This is a genomic window from Streptomyces sp. NPDC050161 (genome assembly GCF_044460025.1).
GTDB lineage: Bacteria > Actinomycetota > Actinomycetes > Streptomycetales > Streptomycetaceae > Streptomyces.
Genome location: NZ_JBITJM010000033.1, coordinates 13,817 through 34,250 on the forward strand (window position 1 = coordinate 13,817; position 20,434 = coordinate 34,250).

Below are 20,434 nucleotides of genomic sequence, written 5' to 3' on the forward strand. Positions count from 1 at the left end.
GGACGGCGGTCGGCCGGTTCTGCGTCGCAGCGGTGACAGCGCAGACTCAACGGAGGAGATGAGACATGGAGTTCACCCACGAGTTCCTCGTGCCGACGGCGCCGGACGACGCCTGGACGCTGCTGACGGATGTGCCGCGCGTGGCGCCGTGCCTGCCGGGCGCGTCGGTCACTCCCGCGGGAGACGGCACCTACGAAGGCGCGGTCACGGTCAAGGTCGGCCCCATCAAGGTCAGTTACTCGGGAACGGCGACCTTCACCGAACTCGACGCGTCGGCGCACCGCATGGTGCTGGACGCCGGCGGCCAGGAGCGCAGCGGCAAAGGCTCCGCCACAGCACTGGTCACCGTGCAACTGGCCGGTGAGGGCCCGGACAAGACACGCGTGGTGGTGAGCACCGAGCTACAGATCACCGGCAAGATCGCCCAGTTCGGCCGCAGCGCCATGGCGGACGTCGGCGCCCGTCTGATCGGTCAGTTCGCCGCCAACCTGGAGGCCGTGGTGGGCGCATCCCAGGACGCCGCGGCCCCGTCCGCGAGCGGTGCGGCCGACGCCAGGCCCCCCGCCCCGCAGGCGGAGCCCGAGCTGAACGCGCTGGCTCTGGTGCCGCCCGTGGTCCGGCGGGGCGCGCCCGTGGCCGGAGCGTTCGCGGCGGGCGCTCTGTTCGTCTGGCTGCTCACCCGTCGTCGTTGACCCTGTCGAGGTCCTGCGCCTCCAGCACGGAGTGCTCGGCGGCCCGGATGTGCACCTTCATGATCATTTCCGCGAGGGGCGCGTCCCGGCGGCGCAGGGCCTCGATGAGTTCACGGTGATGCTCGACGCTGCGCGCGAGATCACGTTCGGAGTACCGCAGGAAGGTACGGCGCACGAGCGGCAGCCCGAGCACGCCATGGAGCAGAGAGACGAGGCTCTCGTTCGCGGTCGAGGCCAGTACCAGGGCGTGGAACTCGTTGTTCAGCTCGGCCGCGCACTGCCTGGCGTCCGGCCGCTCATCGGCGATGACACGGATGTACTCGTCGAGGTTGGCCTCAAGCCTTCCCAGGGCTTCGTCGCTGATGTTCTGTGCGGCCACCGCGGCCACGTACCCTTCGACCGCCGCGCGAAGACCGTAGATCTCGGCGATCTTGCTGCGGTTCCACGCCACCACCTGGGCACCGCGGTTCGCCTCGAAACGGACCAGACCTTCCGAGGCAAGCCTGCGCAACGCCTCCCGCACCGGGGTCCTGCTGATCCCGATCGACGCGGCCAAGGACTCCTCCCGCAGCCAGGCGCCCGGCTCCAGGTCGCCCGCGGCCATACGCTCGGCGATCTCCACATACGCGCGCTGGGCAGCGGACTGCGCGCCGCGGCGTCCCTCTCCCATGTCCCACTCCTCGCTGGCTGCACCGCCCGGAGACGGCCCCACCCCGCAAAACCCTATCCAGGCCCGCGGAACACGATCCCACGGAAGGGCTGTGCACCCCGTTCCCCAGGGGGTGGCTGCCACTCCGCCGCGCTCAAGCGCGCGGGGTGCGTCGGAGTGCCGGCCGCACCGGGCGGCGCGTTCCTTCCCGGTGCGGCCGGCCTCCTTGCGCAGGTCGCTCACGAACGATGCGCGGGACACCAGGCTCTCCTGGTTCCGTTCTTGCCGTTCTTGCCGTTCTTGCCGGTGGCCGAGGCCCAGGTCACCGGCCGCTTCGGGCCGGCAGCTGGCCGCAGTCGCCGCCGGAGCACTTGTTCAGCCAGTCGGCGAAGTCCGCGTCGTACTTGGTGCCGATGGTGTCGTGGAGCAGGCTGTAGGCGGCGTCGTAGTCGCCTGCGCGGTAGTGGCCGAGCAGGGCGGTCACGTCATCGGGGTGCGACTGGAGCAGGTAGCGGACGCCCAGGTAGCCCCACTGGTAGATGCGGGTGGTGTCGGCGTTGTCGTAGGTGGTCGCGAAGAGCTGGCTGAGCTGGTAAGTGCCCTTGCCCGCCTCCTCGATCGCCTGGTCGTAGGTGACGCCGCGGTACGAGTAGGAGACGTACTCGGCGAAACCCTCGACCCACATCACGGTCGGTGTGGTCTGCCCGGCTGCGAAGTCGCCGTACATGTCGAAGCGGCCGTCGAGGTAGTGGGTGTACTCGTGGTTGAGGTTCCAGATCTGGAAGGCGCCGTCCTGGTCCGGCTGCTCGTAGGCGATGAAGCGGGGCTGGTTGCCCTCAGCGGCCGGGTCGCCCTCCAGGTACATGCCGCCGTTGTTGGTGTCGATGCCGAAGACGATGCCGGCGTACGTCTGGTAGTCGGTACTGGAGTTGAAGGCGACGATCTCGATGTTGGTGTTGTTGTCGTCCTTGACCGGGCCGTTGTCCTTGACGATGCCGTGGAAGACCGTGTCCTGCTTGAGGATGCTGTCGCAGGTGGCCGAGAGTTCGGCCGCGGTCAGCTCCTGCGCGAGGATCTTCGCGCTCGGACCGCAGCTGTGCTTGACCGTCAGCACCGCGTCGCGCACGCGGTTCTGCAGGTCACAGGTGTCGTAATCGGCGCAGTTCGTCTTGTCGTACGCGTCCGTCATCTCGGCGAGGCCGACCCAGAGCGAGGCGGTGCGCCCGGTGATATCGCTGCGGCCGAGCAGCTCTGTGACCAGCGGCTTGACGGTGTCCTTGAGGTCGGCGTGCTGCAGGAAGCGGCCGAGTTCGCGTCCGGCGTTGGCGGCCAGGTAGGACTTGTCGGTGCCGAGCAGATCGTCGTGGGCGACGGCGAAGTCCCGCAGTCCGGTGAGGACGCTCGGGTCGGCCTGCACGGCATCCACGAACTCCGGCAGCTGGTGGCCGCGGAACAGCACGGTGTAGGTGTTGTTGACCGCCGCGAGCATCCCGTAGAACGCGTCGTACGACGCGTTGTAGTCCTTCTGCAGACGCTTGACCACGTCGAGGTAGCGGGCGTTCTCTTCGGAGCTGTCGATCAGGATGACCGCCTCGGCCAGGGTCTCTCCGTTGGCCTCGGTGACGTCGAAGGCGTGGGACGAGCCGAAGAAGCTGTCCAGGGCACCCTCGATGGCGCTCTTCAGCGTCGGACCGTATTCGCCGACGTTCTCCGGCTGGTAGTACTGGACGTAGTAGCCGGCGCGCAGGTACAGCACCTCCTGGGCTGCGGAAGTGCTGTTGTCCCCGGGGTAGTTGGCCGCGACATCCTTGAGCGCGTTCGCCACCGTGACCATCTGTTCCTCGCGGAACAGGGCCTTGGAGTCCGCACCGTCCACGCTGAACAGCGTGTTGATGCAGGCGGTCTCCGACTGCTTGATCTGTTCGACCAGGGCAGCGCCGCTCTTCGACGTGAAGTCGCTGACGTTGCAGTCCGCCGCGGCCTTCGCCGCGGAGTGGGCCCGCTTGCGCTCTGCGGGGGATTGGGCCGCGGGGAGCGGCGGACGTTGCGCGGAGTTCGCGGTATGCGTGCCCGATCGCGCGGGGGCGGCGGCGTGTCCGGGTGCGAGATCAGCGGCGAGCACGGTGGCGGAGGCGGGCTGCGGGCCGGGGCCCGACCTCGGTGCGGGCTTGGGCGCCTCGGCGCCGACCGGTGCCGCGCCGCTGGCGGGGGCGAGCATGGTGAGCCCCAGGCAGGCGGCGGCCACGGTTGGTATCAGCAGGCGGGTGAGTCTCTTGCAGGTGGGGGGTCTATGCATGGCTATGGCCTCCAGGCCGGTCGGAAGCCGTGCGTGGGGCACGGCGGTGGGGATACGGACCGTGATGGCACAGAAGTTGCGCACTCCCGGAGCTGTCATGCTCGCGAAAAGTGCGACCGTACAATTTCACAGTTCACATGGCAGTGAAAGAGGGCCACGGGCGGCAGGCGAAAACTGATGGCCCGTCAGGGTGGGAGTCCCGGTTGGACGGGACGGTGCGAGTGCCGCCCTTTCGCGGGTGCCGCCAACTGCCCTGCCGATGCTGACCGTTGTGCACTTTGCGGCCCACGCGAGAAGGTGACCGGTGACATGTAATGTGAAATGGCACTGACAAGGTGAAGTGACGTCGTTGCCCACCCGTGCCAGAGGAGACCGCTGCCATGGACGACTCCATCGCCACCCGAAACACCGCAACGTCCGGAATCCGTACGGCGAGTCACGACCTGCCGGTCTCGACGGAACTCGCCGCGTTCCTGTCCGGCCACTGGGCCGCGACGCCGCCACCGGACGACATCCTGAACCCGGTCGCCGAGCTGACCCCCGCCCGCCGTGCGCGCCTCTCCGCCCGCTTCCCGGGCGAGCGGCTGATCATCCCCGCGGGCGAGCTCAAGGTCCGCTCCAACGACTGCGACCACCGCTTCCGGCCGCACAGCGCCTACGCATGGCTGACCGGACTGACCGGCGAGGACCAGGCCGGCCATGTGCTGGTCCTGGAGCCGGACGGGCCGCAGTGGCACGAGCCGGTGCTGTACGTGCGCCCCCGTGCGCCGCGCGACGACGGCGACGAGTTCTATCGGGACCGCCGCTACGGGGAGTTCTGGGTCGGACGCCGCCCCGACCTCGCCGAGGCCGAGCGGATGACCGGCATCCGGTGCGTACACCTGGACGCGTACCGCGCGGTGCCACCGGGGCGCTGTGCCTCGTCCGACCCCGAACTCGCCTCCACCCTCAGCGAGTTGAGGCTGATCAAGGACGCCTGGGAGGTCGCGCAGCTGCAATTGGCCGTCGACCACACCACGTCGGGCTTCGAGGACGTGGTACGGGCGCTGCCGCGGGCCCTCGCCCATCCGCGCGGCGAGCGCTGGATCGAGGGGATCTTCAACCTGCGCGCCCGCGCCGAGGGCAACGGCACCGGCTACGAGACGATCGCCGCCTCCGGCGCCCACGCATGCGTGCTCCACTGGATCCGCAACGACGGCCCCCTGGACCCCGGCCAACTGCTGCTGCTCGACGCCGGGGTGGAGACCGACACGCTCCACACGGCGGACATCACCCGCACGCTGCCGCTCTCCGGCCGCTTCTCGCCCGTCCAGCGGGACGTGTACGAACTCGTACTCGCCGCACAGGAAGCGTGCATCGCCGCGCTGAAGCCCGGCGCCCGCTTCCGTGACTTCCACCAGGCGGGCATGCGGGTGATCGCCGAAGGGCTCGCCGACTGGGGCGTACTGAAGAGCGCCGACGGCGACCTCCACCGCCGCTACACCCTCTGCAGCAGCGGGCACATGCTGGGCCTGGACGTCCATGACTGTGCCCAGGCGCGCGCGGCGGCGTATCTCGACGGGGTGCTGGAAGAGGGGCAGGTGCTCACCGTCGAACCCGGTCTCTACCTCCAGCCCGACGACGAGACGCTCCCCGCCGAGCTGCGCGGCATCGGTGTGCGTATCGAGGACGACCTGATCATCACGGCGGATGGCGCACGGATGCTGTCGGGCGCGCTGCCGCGTACACCCGACGCGGTCGAGGCGTGGATGGGAGAACTCCTCGACTGCTGAGGGCCGTTGACGGCAATGGATCGCGCCTTCGCGCGCACGCCGCCGGGCACGGCCTGAACGTATCCAGTCACGGTCCGCACCGAACAGGGCTGGTTGGCAAGGGAGTTCCGCATCTCGGGCCGGGCCTCCGGGCCCACCTCTGTCGCCCGCTGGAGCAACGTGACATTGTACGGTGGTGGTTCCAGGCCGGACCGAAGGGATCACGAACCTCTATGGGGCACCTGAAACACCGCGATCTCAACGTCGGCCGGGAGCGGCTGCGCGACCAGGTGAGCAACGCCCTGCGGGCCGCCCTGATCTCCGGCGAACTGCGTCCGGGCGTGGTGTATTCGGCGCCCACGCTCGCCGAGGACTTCGGCATCTCCGCCACCCCGGTACGCGAGGCGATGCTCGACCTGGTCCGCGAGGGCCTGGTCGAGCCCGTCAGGAACAAGGGCTTCAGGGTCACCGAGGTCAGTGAGCGTGATCTCGATCAGTACGCCGAGGTCCGCGCGCTGATCGAGATCCCCATGGTCGGCCGGGTCACCCGCAGTGCCAGGCGGGAGGAGCTGGAGTCGCTGCGCCCGGTCGCCGAGGAGATCGTGCGGGCGGCGCGTGACCACGACCTCATCGGTTACCTGGAGGCCGACCGGCAGTTCCATCTCTCGCTCCTCGCGCTCTGCGGCAACGACCGCCTCGTCGAGACCGTCGGCGACCTGCGCAAGCGTTCCCGCCTGTACGGGCTCACCGCCCTGGACGAACGGGGTGCGCTGATCCCCTCGGCCGATGAGCACCTGGAGCTGTTGGAGCTGATGCTCGCGGGTGACGCGAAGATGGCCGAGAAGTGCATGGCCAAGCACCTGGGCCATGTCCGCTCCCTGTGGGCCGGCGGTGGCAGCGCTTCGTCGGCCGAAACCAGGGGAGCGGCGCGGCGCCATGCCGACGAGCCCAGGCGATAGCGGCCGACGGCCATCTGACAGGCCATCAACTGCACGAGGGCGGGGAATCCTGGTGGCGAAACCGCACTCTCCAAGGAGTGACCCCATGAACAACCACCCCGTCATGAACAACCACCCCGTCCGTACCCGCGTCGCCGTCGTCGGGGCCGGCCCCGCCGGGCTGCTGCTCGCCCGGTTGCTTCATCGGAGCGGCATCGACTGCGTGGTACTGGAGAGCCGTGATCGCGCCTACGTCGAACAGCGTCAGCGCGCCGGAATCCTTGAGCAGGGCACGGTCGACACCCTCCGCCGCGCGGGCGCGGCCACCCGGCTCGACCGGGAGGGCATGCCCCACGACGGCATCGAACTCCGCTTCGGCGGAAGGCGCCACCGCATCGAATTCCCCTCCCTGACCGATGGCCGCCGGGTGTGGGTGTACGCCCAGACCGAGGTCGTGAAGGACCTCATCGCCCTTCAGCTCAAGGACGGCGCACCGTTGTACTTCGACGCGCCAGTCCACGCCGTGACGGGCGCGGACTCGGACAGCTGCCTCGTCCACTACACCCACAACGGGCAGGATCGCGCTCTCACCTGCGACTACGTCGTCGGCTGCGACGGTTTCCACGGCGTGGTCCGCAGCGCCGTCCCCGCAGGAGCGACCCAGGTCCACGAGCGTACGTACCCCTACTCCTGGCTCGGCATCCTCGCCGATGCCCCACCCGCCTACGACGAGCTGATCTATGCCCACTCCGAGCACGGATTCGCCCTGGCGAGCATGCGCTCCCCATCGGTGAGCCGCCTCTACCTCCAGGTCCCCAACGGGGAGGACCCCGCCACCTGGAGCGAGGGCCGGATCTGGGACGAACTCGACTTCCGCATCGGAGCCGACACCTCTTGGCGGCTCAACCGCGGCCCCATCACCGCCAAGTCCGTTCTCCCCATGCGCAGTTCGGTCACCGAGCCGATGCGTCACGGCCGTATCCTGCTGGCCGGCGACGCCGCCCACATCGTCCCGCCCACCGGGGCCAAGGGCCTCAACCTTGCCGCATCCGACGTCACGCTACTCGCCGAAGCCTTCACCCACCTCTACGGCTCGGGCTCAGCGGAACTGCTCGACACCTACTCCGACACCTGCCTGCGGCGCGTATGGCGAGCCGAGCACTTCTCGTACTTCATGACCACGACGCTCCACACCGCACCGGACCAGTCCTCCTTCGACACCCGCCTCCAACTCTCCCAACTGGACCGCATCGCCTCCTCACAGCACGCGGCTGCGGAACTCGCGGCGAATTACACCGGGATCGTCCTTGCCGACGGACGCAAGCGTCCCTGCGGGCCCGCCGATCACGATCCGCGCAGCCCTTTGGGAAGCGGTGAGGTGTCTCCGGGGGCCGGTGCCCGCGGCAGTCGGGGCTGATCGCCTGCCGCGGGTTCCGCACGTTTCCCGGCTCGGGCCGATTCTGCTCACCCGGATGACCGGCACACTGTCTCCGCCTGCGCGGTCTGTCGGCTGGTCAGTGTGAAGGGGTGAGGGCCGGGTTGTGCCAGATGTCGATCACGACCTGATGGGTCTTCGGGCGCGTTGCCGACGGGCCGGCGGCGTAGTTCTGGTCAACTTGCGCTGCCTCGGCCGCGTCCGGCTTGGTGTTCTTGCACGACGGTCCGGGGCCGTGTCCGGACATGATCTCCGAGCACGGGCCGTCGTAGTCGTCGGGCAGCCCGAGGATGTGCCCGGTCTCGTGCGTCGCGACCCGGGTCAGGTCGTAGCCCTCGTTCACCGCCTCCTGGCCCAGCTGCACCTCACCGCTACCGCCCGGGAACACCGGCCCCACCGTCGACTGGGGCCAGCCGTCGGTCGCCTTGTAGACGTAGTCGGCCGATCCGGGCGAACTTGCCGGCTGCAGGTGCACGTTCTGCACCGCGTCGTTCCAGTTCTGCGCTGCCTGTTTGATCGCGTCCGCCCACTGCCCTGCTTGACTGGCGTCGTAGGTCAGGGTGACCACCGCTGCGGTCGCCTTCGGCGCGGAGTGCGCTGAAACACTTCCGGCCGTAGTACCCAGCATGGCCGGTATCAGGGCCGCCACGGCGGCTATTCGCTTGATCATGAGACTCGTGCGCCTCCTTGAGCATCAGTTGCCCCGCAAGCGATAAGGCCACCACGCAGACAACGGCCTCTACAAGTCACCAATCGGCCGCTCTCGCACCGTCAACTCCCGGGGATTTCACCCTGGTTCGGCCGCGGCACGCAGCACGGCTCAGCGTCGCTGTTGCTGCCAGGAAGGTCCTGGCTCGTCAGGTCCCGTTCTTCACTCCGCTTCCAACTGCCTCAACTGCCCCAACCGCCTTGCGATCGGTCTGCCCACGGGGGGGGGCTCGGAACCACCGGCACCCACGGCGTTGCGGGGCGGAACGAGGGAGAATCAGCGACCGTCCCATGCCTGAACGGAGAGGACGGTCGCGATGCGAATCATGGTGTGCGCCGAGAAGGACCTCGTGACGTGTGTGGCGCTGAACCGGCTGCTGCAAGGACTCGACGAGCACACCGTCATGGTGGCGTTGCTCGACCAGGGGCCGGTGGACCTGTCGTCGGGTTCGCCCTTGCGGCTCAGCGACTGGTTCGAGCGGGAGATGCTGCCGCAGCAGGTCCTCGCGCCGCTGGACGGGCTCCCCGCTCCACCGGGTGAACTCCTGTCGTTCGGGCATCTCGCGCGTCGGTACGGCGTGCCGTTCCACACGCTCGACCGGACCGATGCGGCAGACCTGCACCGGACGGCCGCTGCCTTCCGGCCCGATGTGATCCTCTCCCTGCGGTTCGGCCGGCTGTTCAGGGAGCCGACGCTCTCGCTGCCGCCGCTGGGCATCTTCAACACCCACTCCGGCGCCCTGCCCGCCTATCCCGGGCTGTCCGCGTACGCGCACACACTGCTCGCCGGCGAGCCGGACCTGACGTGCACCCTCCACGTGGTGGACGCCGACATCGACAGCGGCCCGGTGATCGCGAGCCGGGCGCTCACCTTCGACCGGGACCGGTCCATCCTGTGGCACCTGCCGACGCTGTACATGCTGGGGGCCGAGATGTTCCTGGAGACGCTCGCGGACCTGGCGGCGGGCCGCCGGCCGATCGCCAGGCCGCAGGATTCAGCAGGACGTCGCTATTGCAAGGAACTGACCCCCGACGAAGCCCTCACCCTCGAACACCGCGGCTTCCGCTTCGTGGACCAGCGTGACATCGACGACCTGACCGCCCGTTTCACAGGCCCGGCTCCTGAGCACGAGCCGGTCGTCAACCATTCCCGACACCCCGGACACCGCACCACACCCAACTCGCCCTTCGCCTGGCCGAGGTAGGCCCGATCCCAGCTGTGCTGCTGCCCGTTTCCGGAGGTACGGCTGCGGCTCCCGCCCAGCACAGGACTGGGCGGGAGCAGTGCGGTCCCCTCCATCGTTCTTCAGCACGAGGGGACGGCGAAGCCTTCCAGACGGGAAGGTGCGACGCTCGGAGGCGTCTGCGTTCCATGGTGCTCCTTGCCCGCAGTGCCGCAAGGAGAAGCACGTTTTTGCCATCAAAAGCCTTCATCGGGCCATGATTTGGCCCTCGTTGATGCTTGAGGTGCCTAACGCGTATGCCCTGCCGTGCAGTTGGCCGCCACACCATTGTTCCGTAATCCCATGATCACGTTGAGTCGCGTCCGGCAGGCGGACCATGCTGATCCCACTCTTCCCAGGCGCTTCAGCACCGCCGGGAAGGGCCTTACAGACACGTCTACTTGAGGGAAATGGTGCGATGTCCGGAAAGCAGATATGGACCGCCGCCGTGCTGGTGACGGTCTTCGCGTGGAGCACGGTGATGACCGCACTGGGGCAGCTCACGGCCATGGCCGCGCTGCTGCCCTCGCTCGGGATGCTGGTGCAGCAGATCGCCGCCGCGCTCAACGGCACGGAGACTCGACGCGACGTCGCGGCGGGCCGCTCGCCCGCTGCCGCAGTCGGCGCCGCCGGGCGTGAGGAGTCGCATCGATGACACCGTCCTCCGTGCCGCAGCAGCCCAGCGGAGAGCCGCCGAGCAGGCGCGGCCGTAAACCGGAGTCGATCTCGAAGAAGGCCGGCGCCTCCCACCGCGCGTGGCTGGAACCGGTCCGCAACCGGCTCCGCGCCAGCGGCCTCACCCTCGACGACCTCGTCAACCGCTCCGGGTACTCCAAGACCCGCATCTCCGAACTCCTGCGCGGCAAGGGCTACTACCCGGGCTGGGAGATCACCTACAGCGTCGTCCGTGCCCTGGACATCCCCATCTGGCCGCTACGCCGGCTGTGGACCGCTGCCGCCCGAGAAGCGGACAAGGACACCACCTGGATCGAAAACCGCATACACGAGGTCCAGCCGTTGCAACCGGAAGAACCGCCACTGCCCCATCAGGGCTTCACCGAGGACATGCGCCGGCCCTACACGGCCTACGCCCACGCCTTCCTCCAGAGCGACCGGCGCGCCCGGTGGGTCATCGCGGAGGTCTTCGACATCCTCTGGCTCGGCTGGGACGAAGCCACCACCAGCCCCGACGTACGCCGCCACGCCTGGCGCCTGCTGCGCTCCCGCGTCATGCTGCGCGCCCACCACCACGACGGGCACCCCGACCTGCGCGCCGCGGCGTTCACCACCGTCGCCCAGACCCACAGCGACGACCTCGCCGACCGGTTCGCAGCGATCGGCGAGCTGGCGGACCTGTTCGACGTCATCGGCCGCCTGCCCGAAGACCAGCTCGACGTCACCGTCCTGCGCTACCTGTGCGGCTTCAGCCAGGACAGCATCCCCGTCGTCGTCGGACTGTCCCCGGTCATCACCCACGCCATGGACCACCACGCCCGAGGGGCCTTGGAACGCATCTACCGCCACGACAACCCGGGAGTGATCACCCCGTAATGATCGCCATCGACCGCCTCCTCGCCCGCGCTCTCCTCGTGAACGATCCGCAGATTCCCGCGGACGCCGTCCCCTACGAAGACACCGCCTACCCCGCCCTCACACCCGACGGGACACCACTGTGGGACAGCTGCGGCCGTGATCTGACCGACGACACCGCCGCGAAGAACCTCCACGCCCTGTGCGAGGCGGCCGTCAGCCACTCCACCCCCGGCCAGATCGCCGACTTCATCACCGAACAACTGCCGGCTCCCCACGGCGCCTGGATCCTCGGATGCCTCCTCCAACTCGCCGCCGCCGAAGACGGCGCACGCTTTTGGTGGCAGTACGCCGCCGGCGCCGGCGAACCCGCCGCCTCCTACTGCCTCTACCTGCACCACCTCGCGCTCGGCGACAGCCACGCAGCCGCCTTCTGGCGCGAACAGACCGGCATCGGCACCCAGCCGAACACCGACAGCACCACCCCTGCCGGCAACGACGCCCCGGCCTACAGCCTCAACATCGACATTCCCACCGCCCTACGCATCCTCAGCCACCTCACCCCTGCCACGGGCCGCGGACGCACCGAGGCGGCCGACGCCGTCATGAACTACGTCGTCGCCGCCGTCACCGCGGGCTACGCCCGTAACCCCGGCTACGAAATCCCCCTGCCAGGACCGCACTTCGCCGAACACATCGAGATCATCCTTGCCACCACCTTGTCCGCCCCGGGGTCCTCCCGTCCAAGGGAGCCGTCGGCCACGGCCCTGCCCAACCGCCCCCCACTCGATCTTCACGCGGATGACCGTCCCCAGGCGTACGCGCAGGAGCCGGATCGCGTTCTCGTCGAAATCGCGGCCGTGGACGACGAGTCCGCCTCCGCCTTCAAGGAAGCGATCGCGGCCTGCTGGAAGACGGCCACCGCCGACCTCACCATCAGGGAGATGGACCACCCCGGCATCCGGCTGCGCTACTACCTGGACCGACGCCCACATGGCGCCACCCTCCAGGAATCCCGAACCAGAGCTGTACAGCCGTCCTGAGCCGGTGGCGCCGGCCTTCCAGGCCGGTGTTGATGAGGGTGCCCAGAAGACCACGGCGTTCGTGACCACTCTCATCCCTTTCCCCAAGCGGTCCGGCGAGATCCGTTCGAGCAGAGGATCAGTGACCGGACCGGGATTGGATATTCGGTGTTCTGCCCGCCCATGAGGACACAAGATGGTGCGCATGACTTTGGCCACCCCCATACTGCACACCGCTCGCCTGCGACTGCGGCCCTTCACCGAAGCCGACGCGGACTCCCTCTTCGCGCTGCACAGCAGCACCTACGTGATGCGCTACTGGGACTCCCCACCGTGGACCGAACATGCCCGCGCCGACCGCTTCATCGCGATGTGCCGGAAGATCGCGGACGAAGGCACCGGGGCACGGGTGGCCATCGACCGTGCTTCTGACGGTGCCTTCGTCGGCTGGTGCGGTCTGACCGGATGGAACCCGGACTACCGCAGTGCGTCGTTGGGCTACTGCCTCGGCGATGCGATGTGGGGCCACGGCTTCGCGACAGAGGCCGCGCACGCCTTGCTGCAGTGGGCATTCGACACACTGGACCTGAATCGAGTCCAGGCCGAGGCCGATACGCGCAACAAGGCATCCGCCCGGGTACTGGAGAAGGTCGGATTCGTGCGTGAAGGGACGTTGCGGGAAGACTGCGTCGTGAACGGCGAGGTATCCGACTCGTGGGTGTTCGGGTTGATCAGGCGAGAATGGCAACCGTCGACCGTGCCGACTCCAGCCCGCTGAGAGGTCCGACAGCTCGTCCGACGTTCAGGGCGCGGCTCATTTCGCGGTTGGCTGCTCGGGCTGCTTCGAGTTCCTCGGCTGGCTCCTCCAACTCGTTGGCCGCGTCAGCGAGTTCGTGTTCCAGCGCGACAATGCGGCGTTGAAGCCGGTCGATGTCGGCCGGAGCGCCAAGGCCGGTCATCGATCGCGCGGTCGATCTCGCTCTCCGGCTCATCCAGCCGGTGCCGAGCCCGCAGGCGAACGCGCATGGCATCGCTCTCGCCTCGCGCGGCTGGCGACAATTCTGCCTCGCTGCCCCGCTCATAGAGCTGATCCAGTACCCAGGCCGCTACCGCCTTGCGCCCAACCCCCATGCGCGAGGAAGCCACGCACTGCGGGCAGCACCTTAGGTCAGCCCATGGATCACGAGCCGGTTCTGCTCACCGTCAAAGACGCCGGCCAGGACGCCGGCCTCCCTCCGGTCCCCACCAAAGAGACCCCTCTGGTCGACGTGCACGATCAGGATGTCGTGGCTGTCGATCACCTCAGAGATGCCCCGGGTCTGGATCGTGTCCGACCACGCGTCCAGGTTCCGGCCGAACCACTCGGGCAGCCCGCACGGCTCGGCAACCGCATCCCAGAAGTCGTCGAGTGTCTCGATCGGCCGACCGCGCAGGTCAACGATCAGCTCACTATTCGTCATTGCAGCAGGCTAGCCAGCCCCCACCACGAGGCATTCACCGGTCAAAGGGAGGGACTCTAAAGCGTGTTGCAGGAGGGTGTGACTGGTCGGGTCAGGGCCGGGTTCGTGTCCGGTCTGGTCATGCGGTCAGGGCGAGGTTGTGCATGTGGGCGACGGCCTGGACGGCGTGGTGGAGGCCGGTGCCGCGCTGGCGGCAGTCATGGAGGATCTTGCAGTTCTTCATGCGGGCGAAGGCGTGCTCGACGCGGGCGCGTACCCGTCGGTGCTCGGCGTTGTCCGCTTCCTCGCCTGCCGGCAGGGGACGTCCGGGGCGTTTGCGGTGCGGGGCGAGGAGGCCGGTATTGATGGAGGCCCCGTCACCGAGCACGGTCACGCCCTGGCAGCGCTCGGCCAGGGGTTGCCTGAGGCCACCAGCCAGCCAGCCAGTCGGCCGGCCAACTCACCGTCGGCCACACACACCTCGATGACCAGGCACGAAGACGGCACGTCCGCCCGGAGAGCCGTCAACCCGTGCTCCATGGATGCCCAAGCAGTGTCAAAGAATGGGTAGTTGGGGCCTGCGGGCTCTTGACGGCAGCTTTGGTCTAGTCCATTTTTTGTCGGTGAACGGTCATGCTCTTCTCTCTTCCTCCCCCTCGGAAGGACCGGACACTTGATGAGGAAGCCGACCCGTATAGTCCTGGCCACGGCAGCCGCCGGAGCCTTGTCCGTCGTCGGAATCACCGCCGCCGGCGCGAGTACCGCGTACCCGCAGACGATCCGCCCGGCCGCCCGCCTCGACGCGGCGGGGCAGTTCGCCCCGTACGTGGACATGAGCAACTCCGCCGCGGACATGCTCGACACAGCCATCACCGGCCACGGTGTGAAGATCTACACCGCCGCCTTCACCATCGGCGCCGGTTGCAACAACATCTGGGGTGACACGCTCCCTGTCGGTGATGACCCCTACACCGATCCGAAGATCGCCAAGGCCAAGGCCGAGGGCGCCAGCGTGATCATCTCCTCCGGTGGAGCAAGCGGTGAGCCGCTGGCCTTCACCTGTACCGATCAGAGCAAGATCGACGCGGGCTACCAGAAGGAGATCACCGCCTACGGCACCACATCCCTGGACTTCGACATTGAGGGCGCGGCCGTCGCGGACACCGCGGGCGTGGCCCGGCAGATGACCGCGATCAAGCACCTGAAGGCGAACAACTCCGGGCTGACCGCCTCGGTGACGTTGCCGGTGCTGCCCACGGGCCTGACCGCCGACGGCGTCAACGTACTGAAGGCTGCCAAGACGGCCGGCGTGAAGCTGGACAACGTCAACATCATGACGATGGACTACGGGCAGGGCACCGGCACCGACATGGGCGCGGCGGCGATCAGCGCGGGCAAGGCCACCCTGGCGCAGATGCAGTCCGTGGACTCCAGCTACACCTACGCCAACCTCGGCATTACCCCGATGATCGGCGTGAACGACGACGGCTCCACCTTCAGCCTGGCCGACGCCGCCTCGGTGGCGAGCTGGGCGGCGAGCAACGGGGTCGGCCGGATGTCCCACTGGTCCGTCAGCCGCGACCAGGCGTGCGGCTCGGCTGCGAAGGCGGCGGCCAAGCGCGGCATGGACGCCGCGCGGACCACCAAGGCGGCGGCCTCGCCGGTGTGCAGCGGCGTCTCCCAGTCGCCGTTTGCCTTCACTGACGCACTCAGCAAGGGCTGACCGCCCAGGGTTTCCTAGGGGCGTGCGCCTGACTTTCCAGGTCAGTTGCCGGTGGCCGTGCGGCAAGTGAAGCTCTGCCGCGCGGCTGCTCGCAGGGCCAGGTGTGACGACGTTTGGCACGGCTCCGCGGCCCGCCCCGAGGACGGAGGGCGCCATCCCGCCGGGTGTTGGAGCTGTGTCATGACATCGCCCGGGACAAGTCCCTTGCCTGGCTGGAAGATCCGGTCGCACAGATCTGCTGGGGCGGCGGCCGTCGTCGCGCCCGGGTGAAGGACGGACGTGGCGTTTCGCACGGGAGAGGGGGCAGGACGGCCCCGGCCGGGGTCTGGCAGTTGTATGTGCCAGGCCCCGGCCGGGAGGGTTCATCGGGTGCGGGCGCTACATATTGCCGCCCCGGTTGAGCCAGGCCCGGACGGATCCGCCGCCGTAGACGACGACGTAGTCGGCCTTTCCGTCACCGCTGATGTCGCGGAACGCCACCTTGTTACGTGCTTCTGGTCCGATGTACGGCAAAGCCCGCCGCCGGGCACGACCGTTTCTCCCTTCCCCGCCCTGCCTGTCATGACGCGGTCATGAGTCGCCGCGGTTGACAGCAAAAGGCGCCACATCGGAGGCTTTTCCAGCCGCTGAGCCGCCCGCGCTCCGGCGGTCACGTCACCCCGGCCGCCCGGTTTCGGCGTACGGCCCGAGACCGCCGGCGCGGCCCGATGGCTCATGGGGCAGGGGCGTGAGACGACCCCTCGCCCGGTCGCTCGCCCGTAGCGATGCTGATCCGGTTTCGAGCTGACGCGTCTGCTGTACGCCGACTTCGATTACGCCGGGACGACGGGACGACGGGGGTCAAAGGCCCACGAGCCGATTGTCGCTGCGGGAAGTCCCCTCAAACATGGGCTCGTTGGCGCCTGGAGTCATCCAACGGCGGTGTTGTAGTTGACGATTCCCTCCACCATGAGAGCGGTCGCCCCGGCCAGTGGATTGTCTGCTCCTTTGCTCACCACGTCGGGCAACCGGTGTGCCTCTTCCTCGGTGGCTGTCACCATGCCCCAGAATGCGTTGAAGCCCGAAGGATCTGACGGCTTTTCGACGGCCGAACTGACCGTCATTACGCCGTTTTCCTCGACCACGGCCAGCGCGCCCACCTGCTGCAGCGTGCCGGGATCCCGTTCCTCGGTGGCCACTACGCTCCAGCCTGTCGTCCCTATTCGTCGGAATGCGGCGAGAAGACTGCCGGTACTGTCCGCGCCGGTCATGACGATGTCAGGCAGGACAAGGGCCACCGGTCCTTGCGTCATCGGCAAGGCGGACCGGATCGCGCCGTCGAGGCCCGATTCAAACGAATCGTCTTGGTAGACAAAGACCATTTGAAAGAATTCAGCGTAGCGCGCGAGATAACTCACCGTGTCGAGCTTGTGTGCCCTGAACACCACGACCAGCCGCACGTTGAGCCCGCTTTTGGCGAGTTCGACAACGGCTTCCAGGCTGCGGTCGAGCACAGTTACCCCAGGAGCCAGAGAGTGCAGTTCCTTCGAGTAGGGCGCGCTGAAGCGGGTTCCGAATCCGGCGCAGGGCAAGACGATCGAAACATCAGGGACGGGCGCGGACGATCTGGGCATCGAGTGGCTCTCCGGTTGTGCGGACGATCGGGAACCCTGCGCGCCTCGTCGGCTACGGCGGCCCGAGGCCGACGCTGCAACGTTGGCCGGAAAGCGCGCTGGGCGCTCACCGTAATCACCGAGGACGGCTGCACGCGAGAGCGGCGCGTTGATCGACGAGATTGTCCGCGAGGAGGCCCGGCGGACGCTGGCCGCTGTCTTGTCTCCGGGGGAAGAAGTCGGCGTATGTGGCGCTGAGTTGACCCTTAGGAGGACGGGGTCGGCTGCCACTGAGCGCGTACCGGCGGTCCTGCCGTCGGCCCACGTCCGTTTCCGGGCCGACGACGTTCATCCGCAAGGCGTCCATGGGCCCGCGACGTACACTGCTGCCCGCATATCCCACGGCAGACGCATCGCCGCCGATGGGGGACCGTTCGAAGGCTGAGCCGGCACGGACCGGGGCTCATGGGACGACGGAACGAAAGAGGGCGCGGAATGCGGGTGCTGTTGTCGACATACGGGACGCGTGGCGATGTCGAACCGCTGGTGGCACTCGCGGTGCGGCTACGGGAGCTCGGCGCGGAGGTGCGGATGTGCGCCCCGCCGGACGAGGAGTTCGTGGAGCGGCTGGCGGGTATCGGCGTGCAGTTGGTGCCGGTCGGGCCACCGGTGCGGGCGTTGATGCGCGGGGCGACGCTGCCGCCGGCGGCGGACCTGGCCCGGTACCGGACCGAGCTGGTTGACGCACAGTTCGAGATCTTCCCCGCGGCGGCCGACGGATGTGACGCGCTGGTGGCGGCCGGTCTGGCACAGATAGCCGCGCGGTCCGTGGCCGAGGCCGCGGGCATCCGCTACGTATACGCGAGCTATGCGGCGGTACACCTGCCGTCGCCGCACCATGCGCCGCCGCCACGGCCGGGCTGGCCGGAGCCGGAGGTGAGCGACAACCGGACGCTGTGGGAGCTGGACGTCCACAACGTGAACGCGCAATTCGGCGAGACGCTCAACGGCCACCGGGCGTCACTCGGCCTGCCACCGGTGGACAACGTCCGCGACCACGTCTTCACCGACCAGCCGTGGCTGGCGGCGGACCCGGCCCTGGCACCGTGGCGGGAGACCCCGGGCCTCGACGTGATCCAGACGGGCGCGTGGAGCCTGGCGGACGAACGCCCGCTCCCGGCCGACTTGGTGACGTTCCTGGAGGTGGGCGCGCCGCCGGTCTACGTGGGTTTCGGCAGCATGAGCCTGTCGCAGGACATCGCCCGCGGGGCCATCGAGGCGCTCCGCGCACAGGGCCACCGCGCACTCGTCTCCCGCGGCTGGGCGGATCTGGGCCTGATCGACGATCGAGACGACTGCTTCGCCATCAGCGAGGTCAACCAACAGCGTCTGTTCGGCAAGGTGGCCGCCGTGGTGCACCACGGCGGCGCGGGCACGACGGTGACGGCCGCACGGGCGGGCGTGCCGCAAGTGGTGCTGCCTGCCCAGATCTCGGACAACCCGTACTGGGCCGGCCGGGTGGCGGACCTGGACATCGGTGCGGCACTCGACGGTCCGGCTCCGACCGTCGAGTCCCTGAGCGTCGCGTTCAAGACGGCCCTGGCGCCCGAGACCCGGGAGCGGGCAAAGGCTCTGGGCACCAAGATCCACACCGATGGAGCGGCGGTGGCCGCGAACCTGCTGTTCGACGCCGTCGGTGACGCCATCGGTTGAGTGGGGCAGGACCGGCCGGGCCGGGCCGGGCCTCAAAGACGTCACTCCGCGAGCAGCCGCTGCGAACCTGCTCCCGACGGTTCTACGTGACGTCGAAGGGGGTGGGAGGGCGGCCCTGCCAGATCCGGCGGGAGGTGTGCCCGGTGTACGGCAGGGTCTTTGATTCGGCGTCCAGGACGCGGGTGAGCTGCCGGCCGGGATGGTAGGCGGCCCATCCGGGGGCGCCGCTGGTGACGAACCGGGCCCATGCCTGCTGGAGTTCACGCGACACCGCTACGGCCTCGGGAGCGGGCTGGTCGCCGAAGAGCTGCTTGCCGGAGGGGCTGTCCATCGTGCCGAACGCCAGGGGGACGTCGAGGCTGTGGCAGGCGCCCATGATCCCTCCGAGCGCCGGGGCGGGCAGATGCAACTCGAAGAGGAACGAGCTGCCGCCGGCCGCCGCGTTCGCCTCCGCCAGCAGCAGTGACGGCATCCGGAAGGTGCTGTCGGAGTACACCGTTTCCAGCAGTTCTTCCGGGGTGGCCCGCGGGTGGGCGGCACGGTAGGCGTCCGGACCGTCCGGTGCCGGGGCGAACAGGTCCAGGGCGGTGCGGGTGTCCTGTTCGGTGAACGTGCCACGCCGTCCGGTCATGACGCTGAACAGCCGGAATTCATCGCGGGTATGGCCGGCGAGGAGGTCGATTCCGCTCGCGCGGCCACTGGTCAGCGCGGTCCAGGGCGTTTCGGAGAGGACCTCGCCGTCGACCACGGGGCAGACGGCGATACCGAGCTGGGCGAGCCGTCCCCAGCGCTGCTGGTACTGAGGGAGGTCGACGCACAGGGAGGTGACCTCTTCAGCCAGGCGTTGGGGGGTGACCTCGGAGAGGGCCGCGACGGTGGGGGCCGTGCCGAGCCGTTCCGCGAGCACGGTGGCGACCTGCTCTGCCAGGGCGCGGGTGCAGTGGAATCCCGGCACCGAGTGCGTGATGGCCCGTCGGAACAGGCCGCGCACCGGCTTCATCGTCAGCAAGGCGGCGATCGACCCCGCCCCCGCGGACTGCCCGGCCACGGTGACCAGATCGGGGTCTCCTCCGAAGAAGGCGATGTTCCGCCGCACCCAGTGCAACGCCGCGATCTGGTCAAGGAAGCCGCGGTTGGGTGGAGCGCCTTCGAAGAGGGCGAAACCCTCCGCGCCCACCCGGTAGTTGATGCTCACCACGACGATCCCCGCCCCGGCCAGCGCCGTCGGGTCGTACATCGGGTCGCTCGACGCCGCCGCCATGTAGCCGCCGCCGGGGATCCACACCAGCACCGGCAGCCCCGCCGCGCCCGGATCCGGAGTGCAGACGTTGAGCGTCAGCCAATCCGTGCCCTCCGCCGGACTCGCGTGAACCGGCACGGACTGCGGCGCCGCGGGCCCGAACTCCACCGCCTGCCGTGTCCCCTCCCAGCGCCGAGGTCGGGCGGGTGCCGCGAAGCGGAGCGCGCCTACTGGCGGTTGGGCGTAGGGAATGCCCCGGAACACCGCATGCCCCCGCCGCCGGCGCCCCTCGACCACACCCTCCGCAGTACACACCCGTGGCTGTTCGGACATGCCACTTCCTTCCCCTCAGCAGGCATCGGCAGACCATTCGGCGACGACCAGCCCCTCGGCCGCCACCACCTTCAGAGAACAGCAACCCCCGCTCCTTCCCCTCCCTCCAGAGCTGCCCCCATCAGGATCAGCCACGCACGCGGCCACGCC

The 20,434-nt window shown here is 68.8% G+C and carries 17 protein-coding genes and 1 pseudogene; 11 read left to right on the forward strand and 7 right to left on the reverse strand.

Features of this window, described 5'->3' with window-relative positions:
* Window positions 1-65: 65 nt before the first annotated feature.
* A complete protein-coding gene (locus tag ACIBK8_RS33470; protein ID WP_399046187.1) occupies window positions 66-692 on the forward strand; it encodes an SRPBCC family protein in 627 nt (208 codons plus the stop codon).
* Here the strand turns inward: ACIBK8_RS33470 and ACIBK8_RS33475 are convergent.
* Together ACIBK8_RS33475 and ACIBK8_RS33480 are read right to left on the reverse strand one after the other, a co-directional pair.
* The gene (locus ACIBK8_RS33475) at window positions 676-1,362 is read right to left on the reverse strand and encodes a GntR family transcriptional regulator (protein ID WP_399046188.1); all 687 of its coding nucleotides are present in this window, start codon (window positions 1,360-1,362) and stop codon (window positions 676-678) included. The genes ACIBK8_RS33470 and ACIBK8_RS33475 overlap by 17 nt on opposite strands.
* 301 nt (window positions 1,363-1,663) lie before the next feature.
* Window positions 1,664-3,637 (reverse strand): collagenase, encoded by a 1,974-nt coding sequence (locus ACIBK8_RS33480; protein ID WP_399046189.1) that lies wholly within the window; start codon window positions 3,635-3,637, stop codon window positions 1,664-1,666.
* Between the two features lie 380 nt (window positions 3,638-4,017).
* Here ACIBK8_RS33480 and ACIBK8_RS33485 point away from each other — a divergent pair, with 380 nt between their 5' ends.
* The 3 genes from ACIBK8_RS33485 (at window position 4,018) to ACIBK8_RS33495 (ending at window position 7,743) form a co-directional block, all read left to right on the forward strand.
* Entirely contained in the window at window positions 4,018-5,409 is a 1,392-nt protein-coding gene (locus ACIBK8_RS33485; RefSeq protein WP_399046191.1) for an aminopeptidase P family protein, read from the forward strand.
* A gap of 212 nt (window positions 5,410-5,621) precedes the next feature.
* The gene (locus tag ACIBK8_RS33490; protein WP_399046193.1) at window positions 5,622-6,347 is read left to right on the forward strand and encodes a GntR family transcriptional regulator; all 726 of its coding nucleotides are present in this window, start codon (window positions 5,622-5,624) and stop codon (window positions 6,345-6,347) included.
* A gap of 85 nt (window positions 6,348-6,432) precedes the next feature.
* The gene (locus ACIBK8_RS33495) at window positions 6,433-7,743 is read left to right on the forward strand and encodes a 4-hydroxybenzoate 3-monooxygenase (RefSeq protein WP_399046194.1); all 1,311 of its coding nucleotides are present in this window, start codon (window positions 6,433-6,435) and stop codon (window positions 7,741-7,743) included.
* Window positions 7,744-7,840: 97 nt separating this feature from the next.
* Here the strand turns inward: ACIBK8_RS33495 and ACIBK8_RS33500 are convergent, their stop codons facing one another.
* Window positions 7,841-8,431 (reverse strand): snapalysin family zinc-dependent metalloprotease, encoded by a 591-nt coding sequence (locus ACIBK8_RS33500; RefSeq protein WP_399046196.1) that lies wholly within the window; start codon window positions 8,429-8,431, stop codon window positions 7,841-7,843.
* 355 nt (window positions 8,432-8,786) lie between these two features.
* On the opposite strand from ACIBK8_RS33500, the gene ACIBK8_RS33505 reads away from it, so the two are divergent.
* The 5 genes from ACIBK8_RS33505 (at window position 8,787) to ACIBK8_RS33525 (ending at window position 13,022) form a co-directional block, all read left to right on the forward strand.
* Window positions 8,787-9,674 (forward strand): formyltransferase family protein, encoded by an 888-nt coding sequence (locus ACIBK8_RS33505; protein ID WP_399046198.1) that lies wholly within the window; start codon window positions 8,787-8,789, stop codon window positions 9,672-9,674.
* 436 nt (window positions 9,675-10,110) lie between these two features.
* Window positions 10,111-10,347 carry a hypothetical protein gene (locus ACIBK8_RS33510; protein WP_399046200.1) on the forward strand — a complete coding sequence of 79 codons (237 nt, stop codon included), beginning with the start codon at window positions 10,111-10,113 and terminating at the stop codon, window positions 10,345-10,347.
* Window positions 10,344-11,243 (forward strand): XRE family transcriptional regulator, encoded by a 900-nt coding sequence (locus ACIBK8_RS33515; protein ID WP_399046202.1) that lies wholly within the window; start codon window positions 10,344-10,346, stop codon window positions 11,241-11,243. The genes ACIBK8_RS33510 and ACIBK8_RS33515 overlap by 4 nt, the downstream gene beginning before the upstream one ends.
* Window positions 11,243-12,265 (forward strand): DUF6207 family protein, encoded by a 1,023-nt coding sequence (locus ACIBK8_RS33520; protein ID WP_399046204.1) that lies wholly within the window; start codon window positions 11,243-11,245, stop codon window positions 12,263-12,265. Before ACIBK8_RS33515 ends, ACIBK8_RS33520 begins: the two co-directional genes overlap by 1 nt.
* A 184-nt stretch (window positions 12,266-12,449) precedes the next feature.
* Window positions 12,450-13,022, forward strand: a complete 573-nt coding sequence (locus tag ACIBK8_RS33525) for a GNAT family N-acetyltransferase (RefSeq protein WP_399046206.1) — start codon at window positions 12,450-12,452, stop codon at window positions 13,020-13,022.
* 385 nt (window positions 13,023-13,407) lie between these two features.
* Here the strand turns inward: ACIBK8_RS33525 and ACIBK8_RS33530 are convergent, their stop codons facing one another.
* Window positions 13,408-13,704: a barstar family protein gene (locus ACIBK8_RS33530; protein WP_399046208.1), complete on the reverse strand. Its 297-nt coding sequence runs from the start codon at window positions 13,702-13,704 to the stop codon at window positions 13,408-13,410.
* A 118-nt stretch (window positions 13,705-13,822) separates the two neighbouring features.
* Window positions 13,823-14,092, reverse strand: a pseudogene (locus tag ACIBK8_RS33535) (transposase family protein); the annotation flags it as partial.
* Between the two features lie 267 nt (window positions 14,093-14,359).
* Between ACIBK8_RS33535 and ACIBK8_RS33540 the strand changes: the two are divergent.
* Complete coding sequence (locus tag ACIBK8_RS33540; RefSeq protein ID WP_399046210.1) at window positions 14,360-15,406, forward strand: lysozyme; 1,047 nt, start codon at window positions 14,360-14,362, stop codon at window positions 15,404-15,406.
* Between the two features lie 908 nt (window positions 15,407-16,314).
* Here ACIBK8_RS33540 and ACIBK8_RS33545 read toward each other — a convergent pair.
* The gene (locus ACIBK8_RS33545) at window positions 16,315-16,899 is read right to left on the reverse strand and encodes a hypothetical protein (protein ID WP_399046212.1); all 585 of its coding nucleotides are present in this window, start codon (window positions 16,897-16,899) and stop codon (window positions 16,315-16,317) included.
* A gap of 594 nt (window positions 16,900-17,493) precedes the next feature.
* Here ACIBK8_RS33545 and ACIBK8_RS33550 point away from each other — a divergent pair.
* Window positions 17,494-18,711, forward strand: a complete 1,218-nt coding sequence (locus tag ACIBK8_RS33550) for a glycosyltransferase (protein WP_399046214.1) — start codon at window positions 17,494-17,496, stop codon at window positions 18,709-18,711.
* 82 nt (window positions 18,712-18,793) lie between these two features.
* On the opposite strand, the gene ACIBK8_RS33555 is transcribed toward ACIBK8_RS33550, so the two are convergent.
* Entirely contained in the window at window positions 18,794-20,284 is a 1,491-nt protein-coding gene (locus ACIBK8_RS33555) for a carboxylesterase/lipase family protein (protein ID WP_399046215.1), read from the reverse strand.
* Window positions 20,285-20,434 lie beyond the last annotated feature (150 nt).

Coding starts and splice junctions, on each gene's coding strand:
- ACIBK8_RS33510 (WP_399046200.1), top strand. CDS start 10,111: ATGTCCGGAAAGCAGATATGGACCGCCGCCGTGCTGGTGACGGTCTTC.
- ACIBK8_RS33480 (WP_399046189.1), bottom strand. CDS start 3,637: ATGCATAGACCCCCCACCTGCAAGAGACTCACCCGCCTGCTGATACCA.
- ACIBK8_RS33490 (WP_399046193.1), top strand. CDS start 5,622: ATGGGGCACCTGAAACACCGCGATCTCAACGTCGGCCGGGAGCGGCTG.
- ACIBK8_RS33550 (WP_399046214.1), top strand. CDS start 17,494: ATGCGGGTGCTGTTGTCGACATACGGGACGCGTGGCGATGTCGAACCG.
- ACIBK8_RS33525 (WP_399046206.1), top strand. CDS start 12,450: ATGACTTTGGCCACCCCCATACTGCACACCGCTCGCCTGCGACTGCGG.
- ACIBK8_RS33520 (WP_399046204.1), top strand. CDS start 11,243: ATGATCGCCATCGACCGCCTCCTCGCCCGCGCTCTCCTCGTGAACGAT.
- ACIBK8_RS33530 (WP_399046208.1), bottom strand. CDS start 13,704: ATGACGAATAGTGAGCTGATCGTTGACCTGCGCGGTCGGCCGATCGAG.
- ACIBK8_RS33495 (WP_399046194.1), top strand. CDS start 6,433: ATGAACAACCACCCCGTCATGAACAACCACCCCGTCCGTACCCGCGTC.
- ACIBK8_RS33500 (WP_399046196.1), bottom strand. CDS start 8,431: ATGATCAAGCGAATAGCCGCCGTGGCGGCCCTGATACCGGCCATGCTG.
- ACIBK8_RS33470 (WP_399046187.1), top strand. CDS start 66: ATGGAGTTCACCCACGAGTTCCTCGTGCCGACGGCGCCGGACGACGCC.
- ACIBK8_RS33515 (WP_399046202.1), top strand. CDS start 10,344: ATGACACCGTCCTCCGTGCCGCAGCAGCCCAGCGGAGAGCCGCCGAGC.
- ACIBK8_RS33540 (WP_399046210.1), top strand. CDS start 14,360: ATGAGGAAGCCGACCCGTATAGTCCTGGCCACGGCAGCCGCCGGAGCC.
- ACIBK8_RS33555 (WP_399046215.1), bottom strand. CDS start 20,284: ATGTCCGAACAGCCACGGGTGTGTACTGCGGAGGGTGTGGTCGAGGGG.
- ACIBK8_RS33475 (WP_399046188.1), bottom strand. CDS start 1,362: ATGGGAGAGGGACGCCGCGGCGCGCAGTCCGCTGCCCAGCGCGCGTAT.
- ACIBK8_RS33485 (WP_399046191.1), top strand. CDS start 4,018: ATGGACGACTCCATCGCCACCCGAAACACCGCAACGTCCGGAATCCGT.
- ACIBK8_RS33505 (WP_399046198.1), top strand. CDS start 8,787: ATGCGAATCATGGTGTGCGCCGAGAAGGACCTCGTGACGTGTGTGGCG.